We start from the raw sequence: 15,648 nt of genomic DNA, 5'->3' as shown, positions 1-15,648 counted from the left end.
TAATAACCTTACTCTTAAATTACACTAAATTATCGACATCAATATTGTGTTTTTTTATTAACTTATAAAAATCCGAACGATTACGTTTGGCAAGCTTTGCGCCTTCGGCTACGTTACCGCCGGCCATTTTGAGGGTGTTTATTACATAATCGCGCTCAAACTCTTTTTTGGCATCATTTAGAGAAAGCGGCTCTGCACTGGCCTCGTTTGAGTTAAGTGCGTTTAACACTAAGTGTGCAGAAATTACCTCACTGGCGCTCAATGCGACCACTTGCTCTACAACATTTTGTAGCTGGCGAATATTCCCAGGCCAGTCGTAACGTACTAGTGCATGCATGGCATCGTTTGCAAAGCGCTTTTCTTTTTGGTTCATACGTTTAGCAATACTTGCGCTAAAGTGCTGAGCGAGCAGGCTTATGTCTTCTCGGCGCTCACACAGCGGCGGTAATTTTAAATTAACAACATTTAGGCGGTAGTATAAATCTTCCCTAAATTGTTGATTGCTAATCGCATCGGGTAAATTTTTGTGAGTGGCCGATACAATGCGCACATCAATAGGAATTTCTTCTTGAAAGCCCACCGGGCGAATGGTTTTTTCTTGCAGTACACGCAGTAACTTAACTTGTAAATTAAGCGGCATATCGCCAATTTCATCTAAAAATAAGGTGCCGCCTTGAGCTTGCTGAAATAAACCTTGGTGATCTTTCACCGCCCCTGTAAATGCGCCTTTTTTATGGCCAAATAATTCTGACTCTAAAAGCTCCCCAGGCACTGCGCCACAGTTAATAGCCACAAAAGGCCCTTCACTTACATGGCTGTGTTGATGAATCGCCTGAGCCAGCAGCTCCTTACCTGTGCCGCTGGCGCCAGAAATAAGTACATTTACTTGGGTTGGCCCCAGTAACTTTACTTGCTCAAGGAGGTGCAACATAGCGCCACTGCGCGTTACTATATTGCTTTTTTGGGGCGATTCTTCTGCGTTTACGCCATGTATTTCAATGGCTTTGGCTAAGCTGTCAAACAGCTCGTCTTTATCTACCGGTTTTGTAATAAACGCAAAAATACCTTGTTTTGTCGCCTCCACCGCATCGGGTATAGAGCCATGCGCAGTCATCATTATAACCGGCAGTGCTGGGTAGCGGCTTTGTAATTGGCGATGTAAGGCCATACCGTCCATTTCGTCCATACGCAGGTCTGTTATAACTGCATCAAACACTTGGTTTTTAAGAATTTGTAATGCAAGTATGCCGCTTTCACAGGTTGTTACGTCATACCCTTTAGACTCGATTCTTAGCGCGAGTAATTTAAGTAAACTTGCATCGTCATCAACGAGTAATACTTTTGCACCTTGTGGTGTGTGTGTTGCCATAATTACTGCTCCTTAGTGTCTTCGCGTAGTAATAGCTGCTGCTCTATGGTGGCTAAAGACGATAACGTTTGCTGCATTTTGTCATTTAACGCCTGTTGCTCTTTTAGGGCATTTATTTGCCGAGTAACATGCTGCTTTTGAAGCCATAAATATTGTTTTATTGGCTCAGGCCAAAAGTAGGCTAAATCGAGTTTTTGTAATCGTGTCATTACCTCCTCTGGTGCACGTGAGGTGTTAACACACATGAATTTAAAAAAACGTTTTAGCTCTTTTTCACCTAAATAAGTATGTAGGCTTGGCTTTACTTTAAAACCGCCACATTGATTAGCATGCCATGCAACAACACGTTCTGCACTGGGGTAAACGGGGTCACTTTTAGGGCGCTTTTTAGGATTTGGCATCGTATTTTTTGCAGGCTCAACCTCCTGCGACACTGCTGCTGTTTGTGTGTTATTTGTTTCACACCCAGCTAAAACAACCGTACTACTGAGCACACATAAAATAGCTATTAAACGCGTACGCATGCTATAAAACTCCTTGATTAGTTAAAGGTATTTTTATTGTAAATAAGCAGCCTTGGGGCTGGTTATGCTCAACACTAAGCTGGCCTTGCAGTTGCTCAACCGACTCTTTTACTATGGTTAAACCTAAGCCACTGCCTTGCAGCGTAACATCTTTATTATGCTTGCCTTGGTAAAATGCGCTGAATATCTGAGTTTTTTCTTGCTCTTTAATACCACAGCCTTCGTCGCGCACTTGCATTATTAATAGCTTTTGCTCAACTGCTAAGGTTACATCAACACTTTGCCCTGTATTTGAAAATTTTAATGCATTAGAAATGAGCTGAATGAGGGTCATTTCTATCAGCTCTGCGGGTAATGCAAGTGGCTGTTTTGTTATGCTGTTGTGCCAATTTAAGCGTTGCTGCTTAGCCGTTAAGCGGTGCTCAAAATGGCTGTTTATTTTATTTATTAAATTGCCAAATTCGACTTCGCTAACGCTGTCTTTACTGGTTCTGATAGCGTTATAACTAAGTAGGCTGTCAATCATAGTGCGCAAACGCACCATAGATTGGCTAATAAGCTCAAGCACAGCTTGCTGCTCTTTTGTAATGGGGCCGACTATTTCATCGCTAAGTAAATCGGTGCCCTCGACCATTGAAGCCAACGGCGTTTTAAGCTCGTGGGTTACATGGCGTAAAAAGGTATCTTTTTGTTGCTCAAGCATATGTAGCTGCTCTTGCACCCATTGTAGTTTTTCGCCTAATTCCACCAGCTCACTTGAGCCTTGCACTGCAATTTTTTGCTGCCAGTGGCCTTGTCCTAGTTTATCTATTACCGACGTAAGCCCTTTTAAGCGCTTACTTATGCGCCATAAAAAGCCCCCACCCACTAGTAAAGTAAGCGGAATAAGCGCCACTAACCAGTTAATAAACGAGCTTTGTAAAGTACTTAATTCACTTTGGTTGTTTTGAATTTGTGCTGCATTCGTATCGCGCAACCACACCGTAAGCTCAGCCACTAAATCGCTAATAGGCACAAACAATGCAGCATCTTGTTGGTTATTTTCAATTAAAGCTTGATGAGTACTACGCAATGTTGTTGCTAAGCGACGCCACTGCATAGTGTATTGCTGTGTGGCACTGGCTTGGCTGAGCGTGTCGATTGTTTGTAAGGAGGATTGCCATTTTTCGTTTATTAACGTGTCGAGCGACTCGCTTTTTAACACCCAGTTTTGTCGCGTTGCCCGCTCTAGACTATTAAGCTCTTGCTTTAAAAAATTAAACGACTTAGTAACTTGGTAATTATTACTGACAATAAGCTGAGTAACAGCGAGCTGTTTGTTTAACGCATTTAAAAAAACAATAACCACTAAACTAAGCGGCAGTAACGACAGCAACATACTAATTATAAACTGACCTATTAAGTTAGGCCGCCAATTAAGCATTGCACGATACTTTTTAGCCAACGTTACAGGCATTATCATTTCCTTTTATTATTTTAAGCGCCCTATTTTAGTTACTTACCTTATACTCTCGCTGAATCAACTTCTATATTTAACCCAATATAACCACTTGTTGCTATTTAGCAACACACTAAGCTATTGATAACTCTGTTAACTACTAATAGTACGTACCGCCTGTTGCAAAAATAACACACATTTAAGTAAAAAATTCCGACCTGCGCCCCATAAAAAATATAAACTACTGATTTTAAACACCTATTTAAATTGGCATTATTTTTGTAATAGTGAGTGCAACTTTAATCAATAAGGAAATTAAATGAACAACCGCTTTTTAGTAATTTTACCCATGCTGGCTTTTGGGTTTATGGGCACAGATGCAATAGCTATGGACGTTCAAGCTACTTTTAATGAGCTAGATAAAGACAGTAACGGCACACTTAGCGAATCAGAAGCGGGTGAAGATGCCGTACTACACGAAAACTTTTCACAAATAGACACTAACCAAGATGGCCAGTTGTCGCTAAGTGAATTCAAAAAGTTTATTCAGTAAATTCATTTAATTAGGGAACATGATTATGAAACAACTTATCGCAGCATTTGCATTAATGTTTTTAGCCATTAGCGCCACGGCTTTAGCCTCTTCTGTCAACATTCGCTTTGCTCATTTAGACAAAGATATGGATGGTTCAGTATCGCTTGCAGAAGCCAAACAAGATAAAGAAGTAATGAGACAATTTGCCGATTTAGACGAAAACCAAGACAAGAAAATTTCTAAAGAAGAGTTTCAAAATTTTAAACCTTAATTGTGATTAAGCGCTTTAATAACAAACTCAATAGTAACGATGTTTAAGTCTTTTTCTCTGGCTAGAAATTTTAATCAGTTAGCGCTAAACAGGCTGCTTAAAATAGATTTATTATCCACAGCTGAAGTTAATTAAGTTTTACTTAAGCTTTTATCTAGTAAGGTAGGTTTCAAAAGCATTTGCCATAATCCCTGAGGGAATGTGTAAACGGATTTAATGTTGGGAAGTTAAATTATGGCAAGTGCTTTTTTTATTAATCTACAAACACTGTATGTTGGAAGGAAAACCATGAAGTGTGTTTTTTTTAGTGTTATCGCTATTACCATGATCAGCTTTAATGCTGTTGCGTTAGATGTTAAACAACGTTTTGATCACCTTGATGCCAATAAAAGCGGCTTCTTAACAGAAGACGAATTAGAGCCACAGCCTCAGCTACTCAGCACCTTTACTCGCTGGGATAAAAACCAAGACAAACAAATCTCGCTTCTTGAGTTTAAAGACTATTTAACCAATAACCTTTACTGAGTATAAGTATGAAGACCGTAAGCTATTTAGCGCTTGTTGCGCTGGGCCTTTTTAGCGATGTAAGCCTTGGCCAAAGTACAGAAGTTGCCGATAAATTTGAAAAGTTTGACCGTAACCACGATGGCTTTTTAACCCGTTCAGAAACCGCCATTGACCCCGCCCTTTGGTCGCGTTTTTCAAGTTATGATAAAGATAAAGACGGCAGACTTACCCTTTCGGAATATGGCATATACGCCAGTAAGTAACTCTTTTTTATAAGCGTAAGCGCTAAATTTTTAACAGCCCTTACGCTTTTAAGCTATCTACCTCAACATATTGGTATTCTAAAAGTGAGTTTGCTAGTGTTATTTTACTAACAATAAAAAATAACCAACTTATGCAACTCAAAAAACTATTTAACCCACTACTGCTTGCCGGCTTATTTGTAAGCAGCACTGCGATTGCGCAAACGCAGGTCATTTACAACGCTAATGGTTACACTCCCTTATACCAAGGTGGTATTCAAACGTTTTCTACTTTAGTGATTAAAAACGGTAAAGTTGTTAAAACTGGAGATGATACGCTTAAAAACACTTTTCCTGATGCCACACTTATTGATGCCAAAGGTAATACGTTACTGCCAGGGTTGATTGACGCTCACGGGCATGTAATTGGCCTTGGCGATAACTTATCGCAACTTGATGTCCGCGGCGCTAAATCGGTCGCTGAAATAACCACAAAGCTAGAACAATTTGCGAAAAATAAACAAGGCTGGATACTAGGGCGAGGCTGGAACCAAGAGCTGTGGAGCGACACGCGCTTTCCTACCGCCAAAGACTTAGACAAAGTAGTCAATGACCGCCCAGTGGTACTTTCGCGCGTTGACAGCCATGCAATTTGGGTTAACAGCAAAGCCTTAGAGCTGGCCGGTATTACCGCAGCCACTCAAGCCCCTGACGGCGGCGAAATTATTAAAGATGAATTTGGTAATCCAACCGGTATTTTTGTTGATAAGGCCGAGTCGTTAATTACCCAGCATATGAGCGCCCCTTCAAAACAAGCTATAAGCGACTCGTTAGATGCCGCAGGCGCGCACTTATTAAGCTTAGGCATTACCTCTACTCACGATGCCGGTATTGATAAAACCACCTGGGAAGTTTACAAAGAGCGCAGCGAGCAAGGTAATTTGCCACTAAGAATAGTCGCCATGCTAAGTGCTGCTAGCCCCGATTTAAAACACATGCTTAAGGTAGGGCGCTATCAAGATGCTGCATCGTTTATGTCTATCCGCAGTGTAAAAGTATATGCCGATGGTGCATTAGGCTCGCGCGGGGCTGCGCTAATTGATGACTACGCAGATAGAAAAAACCACCACGGCCTGATGCTAGAAACCCAAGCCAAGCTTGAAGAATTATTTACTTTAAGCTTCAAAAATGGCTTTAGCGCCAACACTCATGCAATTGGTGATAAGGCAAATAAAGTGGTACTTGATGCTTATCAAAACGTGTTTAAGCAAACGGGCGGTATGTTACTGCGTAACCGTATTGAACACGCGCAAATAGTCACCCCTGATGACATTCCGCGTTTTAAAGCTCTTAAAATCATTCCATCTATGCAGCCTGTGCATGCCACCTCAGATATGCATATGGCTCAGCAGCGCTTAACCGATAGCCAATTACAAGGCGCATATGCATGGCAAACATTTTTAAAGCAAGGCTCTGTGATTGCAGCAGGCTCTGACTACCCAGTCGAGCTGGCAAACCCTTTTGATGGCTTTTATTCAGCCATTACCCGTATGGATCATAATATGCTGCCTGAGAACGGCTGGCGCGCAAGCGAAGTGCTAAGCCGCGAACAAGCCCTAAGAGCGTTTACCCTCGGCGGCGCGTATGCAGCACACCAAGAGTTTAAAATAGGCAGCTTAGAAAACGGAAAATGGGCAGACTTTATTTTAATAGACAAAGACTACTTTAAAGTCCCTGTCGATGAGATTTATAAAACACAGGTTTTACAGACTTGGGTAGCTGGAGAGTTACGCTTTAAAAAAGAATAGCTTACAAAGTATACAAACTTAAAAATAAACAAAGTAATTATGGATATTTACTAAAGTAATTAAAAAGTGTGTCGATAAGTGAGGGAATTTAAAAATCTCTTATGTTTCAGGAAGAAAACATGTTTTCTAAAAAACTATCTCTTACTTTATCGGCTCTTTTTACTTTATCACTTAGTGCATGCTCTACTCACCCAGTTTATAATGGCCACGCTTCGCATAATAATATTGGCCATCACAATAGCCATAATCGTTACACAGACGTTCATCAGCCACGCGTAAATAACTGGCAGTTCCCAGAAAATAACTACCGCCCTATTAACAGCAGTAAATTATTAAGTAACTATACAGAACAATTAGCAATGAAGCTGATTGAGAATATGAACTACATCAACAGTGGAACGCCTGTTGCAATTACTTCGTTTGTGAACTTAGATGACAATTTACAAACCACAAATATATTTGGTAATCACTTGGCTGAAAGCTTTATTACTGAAATGCAGGAGTTTGGCTTATCGGTAGTTGATTACAAACACACAGGCGCTGTGCATGTAACCCCGTTAGGTGATTTCTCGTTTAGTCGTAATGGTAAAGAAATTAAAGGTTACCCGCATATTGAATACACTTTATCAGGCACTCTAACTTACACGAATCGTGGTGTAATAGTTAACGCTCGTATTATTGGGGCAAAGTCTAAAGTAGTGGTCTCATCAGCTAAAGGATTTATCCCAAGCTTTGTTGTTGAGTCACTTTATCCAACTCGTAGAACTGATGGCATTGTCTTAGACGCGGTGCTTTAAAACAAAAAAGGGTTAACTTAAATGTTAACCCTTTTTTTGAATTTTTAGCTTCACGCTTCTTTGACTTTAGGCTGTCGGTAGAGCTTTACAATATGGTACATATTTACCAGCGCTAATAAGCCATTAGTAAACGCAACAGGCACTGCACCAATAGCCACACCGTAAATAGTAAATACAATACAACCAAACATATTATACCAACGCAGTTTTACTACATCGGTCATTGTTAACGATGCAACCAAGAAAGCTGATGCAATATAACCTAAATATTCCCAACTCAATTGTTCTCTCCTACCCTTTAGGTTAGCATTACGCCAATGCTAACGTGTGGCACTTGTCAGTGTTACAACGTTTAATACCAATGCGCAATAATACTCAATCATTTTGCGGGGCTAAACGTGTCGCTACCTGCGTTAAAAAATGCTCATTTACGACTGCATGGATGCAGAAGGTAGAGCAATGCAGGAGCAATTGCCGAGAACGACTAAATAGCTATTTTTTGCCTAGCTATCAACACGTTTTCCTAGCCTTAAAATTGATCACTTAATTATTAGGCTGATTGGTATAAAATAAAAAAACTAACTTGCTTAAAAAACCTTAAAAAGTATATTGGTTGTAGCCAATAGCTTCCTAAATCATTACACGGGAAATGAAGGTATTACGTACTTAGCAAGGCTAAATACAGTAGCAAGTTAGCGTAAATTCTTAGAGCCTTAATAATATCGTCATTAAGGTGTAATAAATAGGACAATTGTCCGAAGAGCATATTGATGTTTCAATACCATTTTTCTAGTTACCTTGTTGAACAATTACTCACTTTTGCAGGGAGTAGCTATCAACAATCAAAAAAAGAAGTGCTGATCCACCAAGATCAACCACTTAGTAAACTTGTGCTGGTGCGCAGCGGTACTATTTCATTTAGTTATGATGTGGGTAACGGACGCCGCCTATTGTTAGGCCAATTAGATTGCAACAACACCCTAATTGGTGAAATAGAAGCACTAAACAATAACCCATGTATTTATACGGTTACCTGTTTTAGCGATGTAACCTATAATTTAATAGAGCTTCGCCACTGGCGAGCATTACTACTCGAAAAGCCAGAGCTGAGCTTATACACCGCGCAAACCATTGCGGCTAAATTTCAAGAAAACCAAAAAATTAATTTAGATAAGTTACTGCTGCCTTTAAGCTACAACATAGCTAAAGACTGCTTACTACGAGCCGAGAACAATAACCCAACGCTACTGCGCGCATACCCAACCGTTAACGCCGAAGCAGAGCGCTTTGCAACCACTGAGCGAGCTTATCGTCGCGTAGTTACCGAGCTTGTTGAAAAAGGCTTAGTGCAGCGCAGCTCCCATGGGCTAAAAGCGGTCGATACACAAAGTTTAAGTGATTACGTAGACAGTTTTGCGCAGCTATAAAAAAATCAGACACAAAAAAAGGCCGTAATGGCCTTTTTTAGTTTTTGTGGTATTTATTAGCACTGCGCTATAGCAGCAATTTATTTAAAACGAGTACTCAAACACGCCCCCGCGCAAATAAACCCCTACTTAACGCTTAGGCAATTACTTATCTAATAAAATATCTTGGATATTTACTAAATCAGATTTACCTTCAATTATTTCATCTGGCGTTAAACCCGATAACTCATGCGGGAACACTAACCACTCTTCTGACTCATGGATAAAGTAATCTGGCACCATCTCTACTTTTGAGTTTTTAGGCTTATAGTACGGACATGCCACACGAATATCGCGTGGTAAGTTTAAGCGCATAAGCTCAGAAAGCTTTTCTTTTAGTGCAAATATACTGCGGCCCGAATCAAACACATCATCAACAATAAGCAATGAGTCACCTGCATTAGCGTTTTCTACAATGTAGTGTAGGCCGTGTACTTTTATTTCTTTAGATTGCTTGCCAATACCGTAATAAGACGACGTACGCACCGCAATGTGATCAGTCTCAATGCCTTTGTAATCGTAGTATTCTTGCACAGCAATACCAATAGGTGCACCACCTCGCCAAATACCAATTATAAAGTCTGGACGAAAGCCATCTTTATAAACTTGTGCCGCTACGCGGAATGAATCTTCAAGTAGCTGTTGAGCTGTGATGTAGCACTTATCTGACATAGTTTAGAACCCCAGTGGTGAGTATAACATTTGAGTGTAGGCACTTTAGCCAATAATTAAACACCCAAACAGGTATTGGCGAAGGATTTTACCGTAAATAAAAATAAATTGCTTGCCTGCAAATAGCAAAATAGGCACCAATTGGTGCCTATTTTATGTATTAAACGCCTAGTTACGGACTATTAAGCTTTTTCTAACAATGTACGTGCCACTGTGCGCATACCTTGCGTAGTTGCACCTGCAGCCCATTGGCTAGTGCTACCCATATTAAATGCTGCAGCTAAATCAATGTGTACCCAACCTTTACCATCGTTTGGTACAAAGCGAGATAAAAAGCCTGCTGCATTTGATGCGCCGCCGTAACCGCCACCTTTTTGAGCGCGGCTATTTGCCGTATCAGCATATGGAGATGGGCAGTTTTGCTGGTGCCATTTTTCAAGCGGAAGAGGCCATGCAGCTTCCATTTCTTGCGATGCAAAGTCTTCTACTTCGCGTACCAGCTCTTTATCCAGGGCAAATAATGCGTTGTACTCTTGACCTACAGCAACGAGTGCAGCACCGGTTAGTGTTGCCGCATCGATAATTAGCTCTGCGCCAGTTTCGCCTGCAGCCATTAGACCATCAGCAAGTACTAAACGCCCTTCAGCATCGGTGTTTACAATTTCAACGGTTGTGCCATTTTTGTAGGTTAAAATATCACCTAGTTTGTAAGCGTGGCCCGAAATTAAGTTCTCTGCACAGCATAAAAATAGCTTAATGCGTTTTTCTATACCGCGATTAATAGCCAGTGCTAAACCCGCTGTTACCGTTGCCGCGCCACCCATATCGCACTTCATTCCTAGCATACCTTCGCTAGATTTAATTGAGTAACCGCCAGAGTCAAACGTAATACCTTTACCTACAAGCGCTGCGCTTACCGGCGCGTTTTCATCGCCTGTTGGGTTATAATCAAGCTCAAGTAAAACAGGTGGACGCTCAGAGCCACGGCCCACAGCGTGAATACCAATCCACTGTTGCTCTAATAACGCATCGCCTTTAATAATTTGGTAGCTTACGTGTTCAGGCGCTAACGATTGAATAAATTCGGCGGCTTTTTCAGCAAGGCTCTCAGGGTAAATGTCATCGGCTGTGCCGTTTACCATTTCTCGTGCCCACGTAGCTGAGGCTTTTAAATGCGCAAGCTCGGTTAGATCTGACTGTGCGTTATCAACAAATTCAACACCATGTAATGATTTAGGTGTTACAAAACCTTGGTAAAAAGCCCATTGGCTTTCTGTGCACCATTTATCGCCCGCAAGCTCAACCTGTTTAACACCTTGGCTTGCAATTGTTCGCGCCGCTTTTTGAACATTTTTTAATGTTTCTTGCTCAGATAAATGAACCGTTGCGCCTTGCTCGTTAAAAGACAACGCCGCGTTTTCGCCCCAATGGCTTGGTGCTGCTTGCTCGCTTAGTTGAACAACAAATTTTTCACTCATGTTAGAATACCCTTACACTTAAATGTGCCACCGAGTTTACTATAGTGAGTACAAGTTCCCAACAGCTTGAGATAAATAACATAAACCAACGCATCTGCAGCGTTTAGCATTGGAATTTAAATGAAATACACCCCAGCTTTACAGCCCGCCACGTTATTAAAACGCTATAAACGCTTTTTAGCCGATCTCCAACTTAACGATGGAACTGAATTTACCGCCCACTGCGCCAACACCGGTAAAATGACAGGTTGCGCAGAGCCCGGCTTTAGCGCTTTTTATTCAACCAGCGATAACAGTAAACGAAAATACCCTCAGTCGTTAGAGCTCACTCAAAACTCCCTCTCGCAGTTAATATGTGTTAATACCGCCGTGGCAAATAAAGTGGTCGAAGAGGCTATCAACAACCAGGTTATCACAGAGCTTAACGGCTACGAGCAGCTTCAAAGTGAAGTAAAATACGGCAGCGAAAACAGCCGTATCGACTTTTTACTCACCGGCGACAATAAACCCGCTTGCTATGTAGAGGTAAAATCAGTCACCTTGTTAAGCGAAACCGCACCACAAAGTGGGCAAGGCTACTTTCCGGATGCGCAAACCGTGCGTGGGCAAAAACACATTCGCGAATTAATAGAAATGATCGAACAAGGCCACCGCGCAGTATTACTGTTCGCTGTTTTACACCAAGGTATTAATATTGTGAGTGCAGCAAGCCACATAGATAAAAAATACAGCGACTTATTAAACCACGCGATTAAAAAAGGCGTGGAGGTATACGCTTATAAGGCATCTATTTCGCCAAGTGAAGTAACGCTTAGTGAGAAAGTGGCCTTTAAATAAAAAATTTAACTTGCTTTTAAACTTTATGCCCATATAACTAGGCAAGTTTAAATACCGAAATAACGATTAATAAAGCATCAAAATTAAAATATGAGCCTTTTTAGTCAACACACTGGTTGAAGCTAATTCGATTAATTAAAAAATAAATTTGCCTAGGGTATAAGATTCTGCTATTTATACCGCCGGCTAATGCTGAGGCATTAAATTAAGGATTTAGGAGAGAGTTATGCCAGACCAACAAAGACATGGTTTATTGGCTCAAGCCGGTTTAGAACCATACCAAGAAAAGCCGGGCGAAGAGTATATGAATGAAGCACAACGTGCTCATTTTAAAGCGATTTTAGAAGCGTGGCGTAACGACTTACGTAATGAAGTTGACCGCACGAAATCGCATATGCAAGACGAAGCTGCCAACTTTCCTGATCCAGTTGACCGCGCTGCGCAAGAAGAAGAGTTCTCTTTAGAACTTCGTACTCGCGACCGCGAACGTAAACTGATCAAAAAAATTGAAAAAACAATTATCTTAATTAAAGAAGATGATTTTGGCTTTTGTGAGTCATGCGGAATCGAAATTGGTATTCGTCGTTTAGAGGCGCGTCCAACTGCAGATTTATGCGTAGACTGTAAAACCCTCGCAGAAATTAAAGAAAAACAAGCTGGGCGCGGTTAATTAAAATTAGTTAACTATGTCTCCTACAGCCGTTACCACGCCAAAGCGTGACTATCGCGGTCGATTTGCACCGTCTCCTTCTGGGCCACTTCATTTTGGCTCACTTGTGGCGGCTGTGGGCAGCTACCTTGATGCTAAAGTAAATCAGGGTAAATGGTTAGTGCGCATTGAAGATATAGACACCACCCGCGTGGTTAAAAATGCCGACACCCATATTCTAAATACATTACAAGCCTACGGCCTTTACTGGGACGAATCCGTTGTTTATCAAACTCAGCGCCTACCTCTTTATCAAGAGGTAACAAACAAGCTGATTCACCAACAATGTGTGTATGGTTGTCGCTGTTCTCGCAAACAAATAAAAGCCATGGGTGGCATTTACCAAGGTCACTGCAAAACGCTTAACTTATCAACAGAGCAAGGCGCACTTCGTCTTAGCCAACAGCACCCTACATGCCATTTTAACGATTTGATTCAAGGCGATATTACTGTAAATAGTGCATTAGCCCATGAAGATTACATAATAAAGCGCAGTGACGGATTATTTGCCTACCAGCTAGTGGTGGTTATTGATGACATTGAGCAAGGTATTAATCGTGTGGTACGTGGCGCCGATTTAATCGAGCCTACAGCACGGCAAATAAGTTTATTTAAACAGCTTAATGCGCCCATTCCCCAATACGCACATTTACCCCTTGCGGTGGCCGAGCCTGGTTTTAAACTCTCTAAACAAAATTATGCGCCCGCTATTAGCACAGACAACCCAAAACCTGCGCTTATTGATGCGTTTGAATTTTTAAACTTACCTGTGCATAGCCAATTGAATGATTTGTCTGTGGAGCAATTAATGGCGTGGGCTATTAACGAATTTAGCTTAACAGCGGTGCCAAACATACCCGAAATTCAAATTTCGCAAGGTCAGCATCCAAACAGCACTAAATTTACGCATTTAAGCAAATAAAAAACTTAAAAACGGCTTAATTTCAGTCCATCAACTTAATTTTTATACCGCGCTGGTATATGATAGCCGCCTAAATAGAGGCTATTTACAATAAATACAAAGCACCGCACTATAATACCTAATTTATGTGCTTTTTGATTGCGATGACCAGCCAATCATCATTTCTGTAGGAGACAGATTATTATTTCCAAGCTTTTTCAATTTTGCAGGCAAATAATCGGCCCAAATGCCGATGTGCAAAGCACTCAAACAAGTGATGAACCGGTTGTTGTAACACGCGGCGAACATGGTATTTCACGTAAACAATTTAGCCCAAATGCAATCAAAGTACTTTACCGTTTAAAAGACGGTGGTTACGACGCTTACCTTGTAGGTGGTTGTATTCGCGATATATTGTTAGGTCAACAACCAAAAGACTTTGACGTTGTTACCAATGCCACCCCAGAGCAAGTAAAAAAACTATTTAGAAATTGCCGCCTAATTGGCCGTCGTTTTCGCTTAGCACATATTGTTTTTGGTCGCGAAATTATAGAAGTAGCCACCATGCGCGGGCACCACGAAGCGCAAGAAGACAAAAACCAAATTAGCCAATCAAGCGAGCACGGGCAGTTACTGCGCGATAACGTGTTTGGTAGCATTGAAGAAGACGCCGAGCGCCGTGATTTTTCTATCAACGCGCTGTATTACTCTATTAACGATTTTTGTATATACGATTACGCCAATGGCTTAGCGGCCATACAAGCAAAACAAATTGAGTTAATTGGCGACCCAGAAACACGCTACCGCGAAGACCCTGTACGTATGCTACGTGCGGTACGCTTTGCAACTAAGCTTGATATGAGCATAGCGCCAAAAAGCGAAAAGCCAATTACTGCGCTTGCCAGCCTACTTGATAACATACCGCCAGCGCGTTTATTTGAAGAAGTTCTAAAGCTGTTTTTAAACGGCAAAGCCGAAGCTAACTATTTAATGCTACGCCAATACGGCTTATTTAAGTCGTTATTTCCGGTGCTTGATAAAATTTTAGATAAAAACCCTGACGGCTTAGAAGCGGCGTTTATTCAGCAAATGTTTCAAAACACCGATAAACGCATTAATGCAGATAAAAAAGTAACGCCTGCGTTTATATTTGCTGCTTTAATGTGGTTTCCGCTGCTTGAGCGCACAACTAAAATTAAACAACAAGAACAGCTGTCTTACTTTGATGCCTTTGCTCAAGCCATGAATAAAGTACTGAGCGAAAATGCCCAGCATATAGCAGTACCTAAACGCTTTACCTTAGGCGCACGCGACATTTGGCATATACAGCAACGTTTAGATAAACGTGCCGGCCAACGCGCTTACAGACTTACCCAGCAGCCACGATTTAAAGCCGCTTATGACTTTTTATTATTACGTGTGGATGCCGGTGAGCACCAACATAGTGAGCTTGCCCAGTGGTGGACACAATACTTGAGCCTAGATATTAATGGCCAAAAAGAAATGGTAAAAAACCTAGGCCACCAAGGTGGGCCAAAACCACGTAAACGTCCGCGCCGCCGCACCACTAAAAAGCCAGCCGAGTAATTGCATGCAGTGTGTATATTTGGGTTTAGGTGCCAACCTAAACTCACCCAAAGAGCAGCTTGATAACGCCGTTTGTGCGCTTAAAAAGCTGCCTCATTGTGAATTTATAAGTGTATCGCATTACTATGCAAGCAAACCAATGGGCCCACAAGATCAACCCGACTATGTAAATGCCGTAGCGTGTATTAAAACCGCGCTTGAACCTGAGCAATTACTTGATTTAACTCAAGCCATAGAGCTTGAACATGGGCGGGTAAGAAAAGCCGAACGTTGGGGGCCGCGTACGCTCGATATAGATACCTTACTGTTTGGTCAGCAAGTGATTAATACCCAGCGCTTAACTGTGCCACATTATGGCCTGTGCGAACGTGAGTTTGTAGTTTACCCTTTACTTGAGCTTGCCCCAGAACTGATTTTACCAAGCGGCATTGCATTAAAAACCATTGCGCAAGACTTACCGCTCAACGACTTACAACAATTACCTCTGTAATTAACCAAGGCTTATGC

At 41.4% G+C, this 15,648-nt stretch carries 18 protein-coding genes; 12 read left to right on the top strand and 6 right to left on the bottom strand.

Annotated elements, in window-relative coordinates:
- Positions 1-19 precede the first annotated feature (19 nt).
- The 3 genes from PSH54_RS09865 to PSH54_RS09855 are packed head-to-tail and all read right to left on the bottom strand — an operon-like array spanning position 20 to position 3,349.
- Complete coding sequence (locus PSH54_RS09865; protein ID WP_273606044.1) at positions 20-1,369, bottom strand: sigma 54-interacting transcriptional regulator; 1,350 nt, start codon at positions 1,367-1,369, stop codon at positions 20-22.
- A gap of 2 nt (positions 1,370-1,371) precedes the next feature.
- On the bottom strand, positions 1,372-1,893 hold the full coding sequence (locus PSH54_RS09860) for a hypothetical protein (protein ID WP_273606043.1): 522 nt from the start codon (positions 1,891-1,893) through the stop codon (positions 1,372-1,374).
- 1 nt (position 1,894) lies between these two features.
- Positions 1,895-3,349 carry a sensor histidine kinase gene (locus PSH54_RS09855; RefSeq protein WP_273606042.1) on the bottom strand — a complete coding sequence of 485 codons (1,455 nt, stop codon included), beginning with the start codon at positions 3,347-3,349 and terminating at the stop codon, positions 1,895-1,897.
- A 301-nt stretch (positions 3,350-3,650) separates the two neighbouring features.
- Here PSH54_RS09855 and PSH54_RS09850 point away from each other — a divergent pair, with 301 nt between their 5' ends.
- The 6 genes from PSH54_RS09850 (at position 3,651) to PSH54_RS09825 (ending at position 7,491) form a co-directional block, all read left to right on the top strand.
- Positions 3,651-3,884, top strand: coding sequence for a calcium dependent protein (locus PSH54_RS09850; protein ID WP_004586103.1), 234 nt, complete (start codon positions 3,651-3,653; stop codon positions 3,882-3,884).
- A gap of 25 nt (positions 3,885-3,909) precedes the next feature.
- Positions 3,910-4,137: a hypothetical protein gene (locus tag PSH54_RS09845; protein WP_273606041.1), complete on the top strand. Its 228-nt coding sequence runs from the start codon at positions 3,910-3,912 to the stop codon at positions 4,135-4,137.
- A gap of 288 nt (positions 4,138-4,425) precedes the next feature.
- Positions 4,426-4,662: a calcium dependent protein gene (locus tag PSH54_RS09840; protein ID WP_024033183.1), complete on the top strand. Its 237-nt coding sequence runs from the start codon at positions 4,426-4,428 to the stop codon at positions 4,660-4,662.
- Between the two features lie 8 nt (positions 4,663-4,670).
- Entirely contained in the window at positions 4,671-4,907 is a 237-nt protein-coding gene (locus tag PSH54_RS09835) for a calcium-binding protein (RefSeq protein ID WP_004586100.1), read from the top strand.
- A gap of 131 nt (positions 4,908-5,038) precedes the next feature.
- A complete protein-coding gene (locus PSH54_RS09830; protein ID WP_273606040.1) occupies positions 5,039-6,694 on the top strand; it encodes an amidohydrolase in 1,656 nt (551 codons plus the stop codon).
- A 119-nt stretch (positions 6,695-6,813) separates the two neighbouring features.
- The gene (locus tag PSH54_RS09825) at positions 6,814-7,491 is read left to right on the top strand and encodes a FlgO family outer membrane protein (RefSeq protein ID WP_004586098.1); all 678 of its coding nucleotides are present in this window, start codon (positions 6,814-6,816) and stop codon (positions 7,489-7,491) included.
- Positions 7,492-7,541: 50 nt separating this feature from the next.
- Here PSH54_RS09825 and PSH54_RS09820 read toward each other — a convergent pair whose 3' ends face one another.
- Entirely contained in the window at positions 7,542-7,772 is a 231-nt protein-coding gene (locus tag PSH54_RS09820) for a YgjV family protein (RefSeq protein WP_096041230.1), read from the bottom strand.
- A 489-nt stretch (positions 7,773-8,261) separates the two neighbouring features.
- Between PSH54_RS09820 and PSH54_RS09815 the strand changes: the two genes are divergently transcribed.
- A complete protein-coding gene (locus tag PSH54_RS09815; RefSeq protein WP_004586096.1) occupies positions 8,262-8,918 on the top strand; it encodes a Crp/Fnr family transcriptional regulator in 657 nt (218 codons plus the stop codon).
- Positions 8,919-9,062: 144 nt separating this feature from the next.
- Here PSH54_RS09815 and PSH54_RS09810 read toward each other — a convergent pair whose 3' ends face one another.
- Positions 9,063-9,629 carry a phosphoribosyltransferase gene (locus PSH54_RS09810; protein WP_004586095.1) on the bottom strand — a complete coding sequence of 189 codons (567 nt, stop codon included), beginning with the start codon at positions 9,627-9,629 and terminating at the stop codon, positions 9,063-9,065.
- 182 nt (positions 9,630-9,811) lie between these two features.
- Positions 9,812-11,107, bottom strand: a complete 1,296-nt coding sequence (gene pepB, locus PSH54_RS09805) for an aminopeptidase PepB (protein WP_273606039.1) — start codon at positions 11,105-11,107, stop codon at positions 9,812-9,814.
- 120 nt (positions 11,108-11,227) lie between these two features.
- Between pepB and sfsA the strand changes: the two genes are divergently transcribed.
- The 5 genes from sfsA to folK all read left to right on the top strand — a co-directional run bounded on the left by sfsA (position 11,228) and on the right by folK (position 15,631).
- A complete protein-coding gene (sfsA, locus tag PSH54_RS09800; RefSeq protein ID WP_064384729.1) occupies positions 11,228-11,944 on the top strand; it encodes a DNA/RNA nuclease SfsA in 717 nt (238 codons plus the stop codon).
- A gap of 226 nt (positions 11,945-12,170) precedes the next feature.
- On the top strand, positions 12,171-12,614 hold the full coding sequence (dksA, locus tag PSH54_RS09795) for an RNA polymerase-binding protein DksA (RefSeq protein ID WP_004586092.1): 444 nt from the start codon (positions 12,171-12,173) through the stop codon (positions 12,612-12,614).
- Between the two features lie 16 nt (positions 12,615-12,630).
- Complete coding sequence (gluQRS, locus tag PSH54_RS09790; protein ID WP_024033189.1) at positions 12,631-13,575, top strand: tRNA glutamyl-Q(34) synthetase GluQRS; 945 nt, start codon at positions 12,631-12,633, stop codon at positions 13,573-13,575.
- Positions 13,576-13,809: 234 nt separating this feature from the next.
- Complete coding sequence (pcnB, locus tag PSH54_RS09785; RefSeq protein WP_004586090.1) at positions 13,810-15,141, top strand: polynucleotide adenylyltransferase PcnB; 1,332 nt, start codon at positions 13,810-13,812, stop codon at positions 15,139-15,141.
- 4 nt (positions 15,142-15,145) lie between these two features.
- Positions 15,146-15,631: a 2-amino-4-hydroxy-6-hydroxymethyldihydropteridine diphosphokinase gene (folK, locus tag PSH54_RS09780; protein ID WP_029773910.1), complete on the top strand. Its 486-nt coding sequence runs from the start codon at positions 15,146-15,148 to the stop codon at positions 15,629-15,631.
- Positions 15,632-15,648 lie beyond the last annotated feature (17 nt).

Origin of the sequence: Pseudoalteromonas sp. Angola-30 (assembly GCF_028599215.1) — a bacterium.
GTDB classification, from domain to species: Bacteria; Pseudomonadota; Gammaproteobacteria; order Enterobacterales; family Alteromonadaceae; genus Pseudoalteromonas; species Pseudoalteromonas atlantica.
This window is presented reverse-complemented; position numbering and strand designations above follow the sequence as displayed.

What these genes read in the sequence shown, in the direction of transcription:
- PSH54_RS09865 (WP_273606044.1), bottom strand. Translation starts at nt 1,369, where the DNA reads ATGGCAACACACACACCACAAGGTGCAAAAGTATTACTCGTTGATGAC.
- PSH54_RS09860 (WP_273606043.1), bottom strand. Translation starts at nt 1,893, where the DNA reads ATGCGTACGCGTTTAATAGCTATTTTATGTGTGCTCAGTAGTACGGTT.
- PSH54_RS09855 (WP_273606042.1), bottom strand. Translation starts at nt 3,349, where the DNA reads ATGCCTGTAACGTTGGCTAAAAAGTATCGTGCAATGCTTAATTGGCGG.
- PSH54_RS09850 (WP_004586103.1), top strand. Translation starts at nt 3,651, where the DNA reads ATGAACAACCGCTTTTTAGTAATTTTACCCATGCTGGCTTTTGGGTTT.
- PSH54_RS09845 (WP_273606041.1), top strand. Translation starts at nt 3,910, where the DNA reads ATGAAACAACTTATCGCAGCATTTGCATTAATGTTTTTAGCCATTAGC.
- PSH54_RS09840 (WP_024033183.1), top strand. Translation starts at nt 4,426, where the DNA reads ATGAAGTGTGTTTTTTTTAGTGTTATCGCTATTACCATGATCAGCTTT.
- PSH54_RS09835 (WP_004586100.1), top strand. Translation starts at nt 4,671, where the DNA reads ATGAAGACCGTAAGCTATTTAGCGCTTGTTGCGCTGGGCCTTTTTAGC.
- PSH54_RS09830 (WP_273606040.1), top strand. Translation starts at nt 5,039, where the DNA reads ATGCAACTCAAAAAACTATTTAACCCACTACTGCTTGCCGGCTTATTT.
- PSH54_RS09825 (WP_004586098.1), top strand. Translation starts at nt 6,814, where the DNA reads ATGTTTTCTAAAAAACTATCTCTTACTTTATCGGCTCTTTTTACTTTA.
- PSH54_RS09815 (WP_004586096.1), top strand. Translation starts at nt 8,262, where the DNA reads ATGTTTCAATACCATTTTTCTAGTTACCTTGTTGAACAATTACTCACT.
- PSH54_RS09810 (WP_004586095.1), bottom strand. Translation starts at nt 9,629, where the DNA reads ATGTCAGATAAGTGCTACATCACAGCTCAACAGCTACTTGAAGATTCA.
- pepB (WP_273606039.1), bottom strand. Translation starts at nt 11,107, where the DNA reads ATGAGTGAAAAATTTGTTGTTCAACTAAGCGAGCAAGCAGCACCAAGC.
- sfsA (WP_064384729.1), top strand. Translation starts at nt 11,228, where the DNA reads ATGAAATACACCCCAGCTTTACAGCCCGCCACGTTATTAAAACGCTAT.
- dksA (WP_004586092.1), top strand. Translation starts at nt 12,171, where the DNA reads ATGCCAGACCAACAAAGACATGGTTTATTGGCTCAAGCCGGTTTAGAA.
- gluQRS (WP_024033189.1), top strand. Translation starts at nt 12,631, where the DNA reads ATGTCTCCTACAGCCGTTACCACGCCAAAGCGTGACTATCGCGGTCGA.
- folK (WP_029773910.1), top strand. Translation starts at nt 15,146, where the DNA reads ATGCAGTGTGTATATTTGGGTTTAGGTGCCAACCTAAACTCACCCAAA.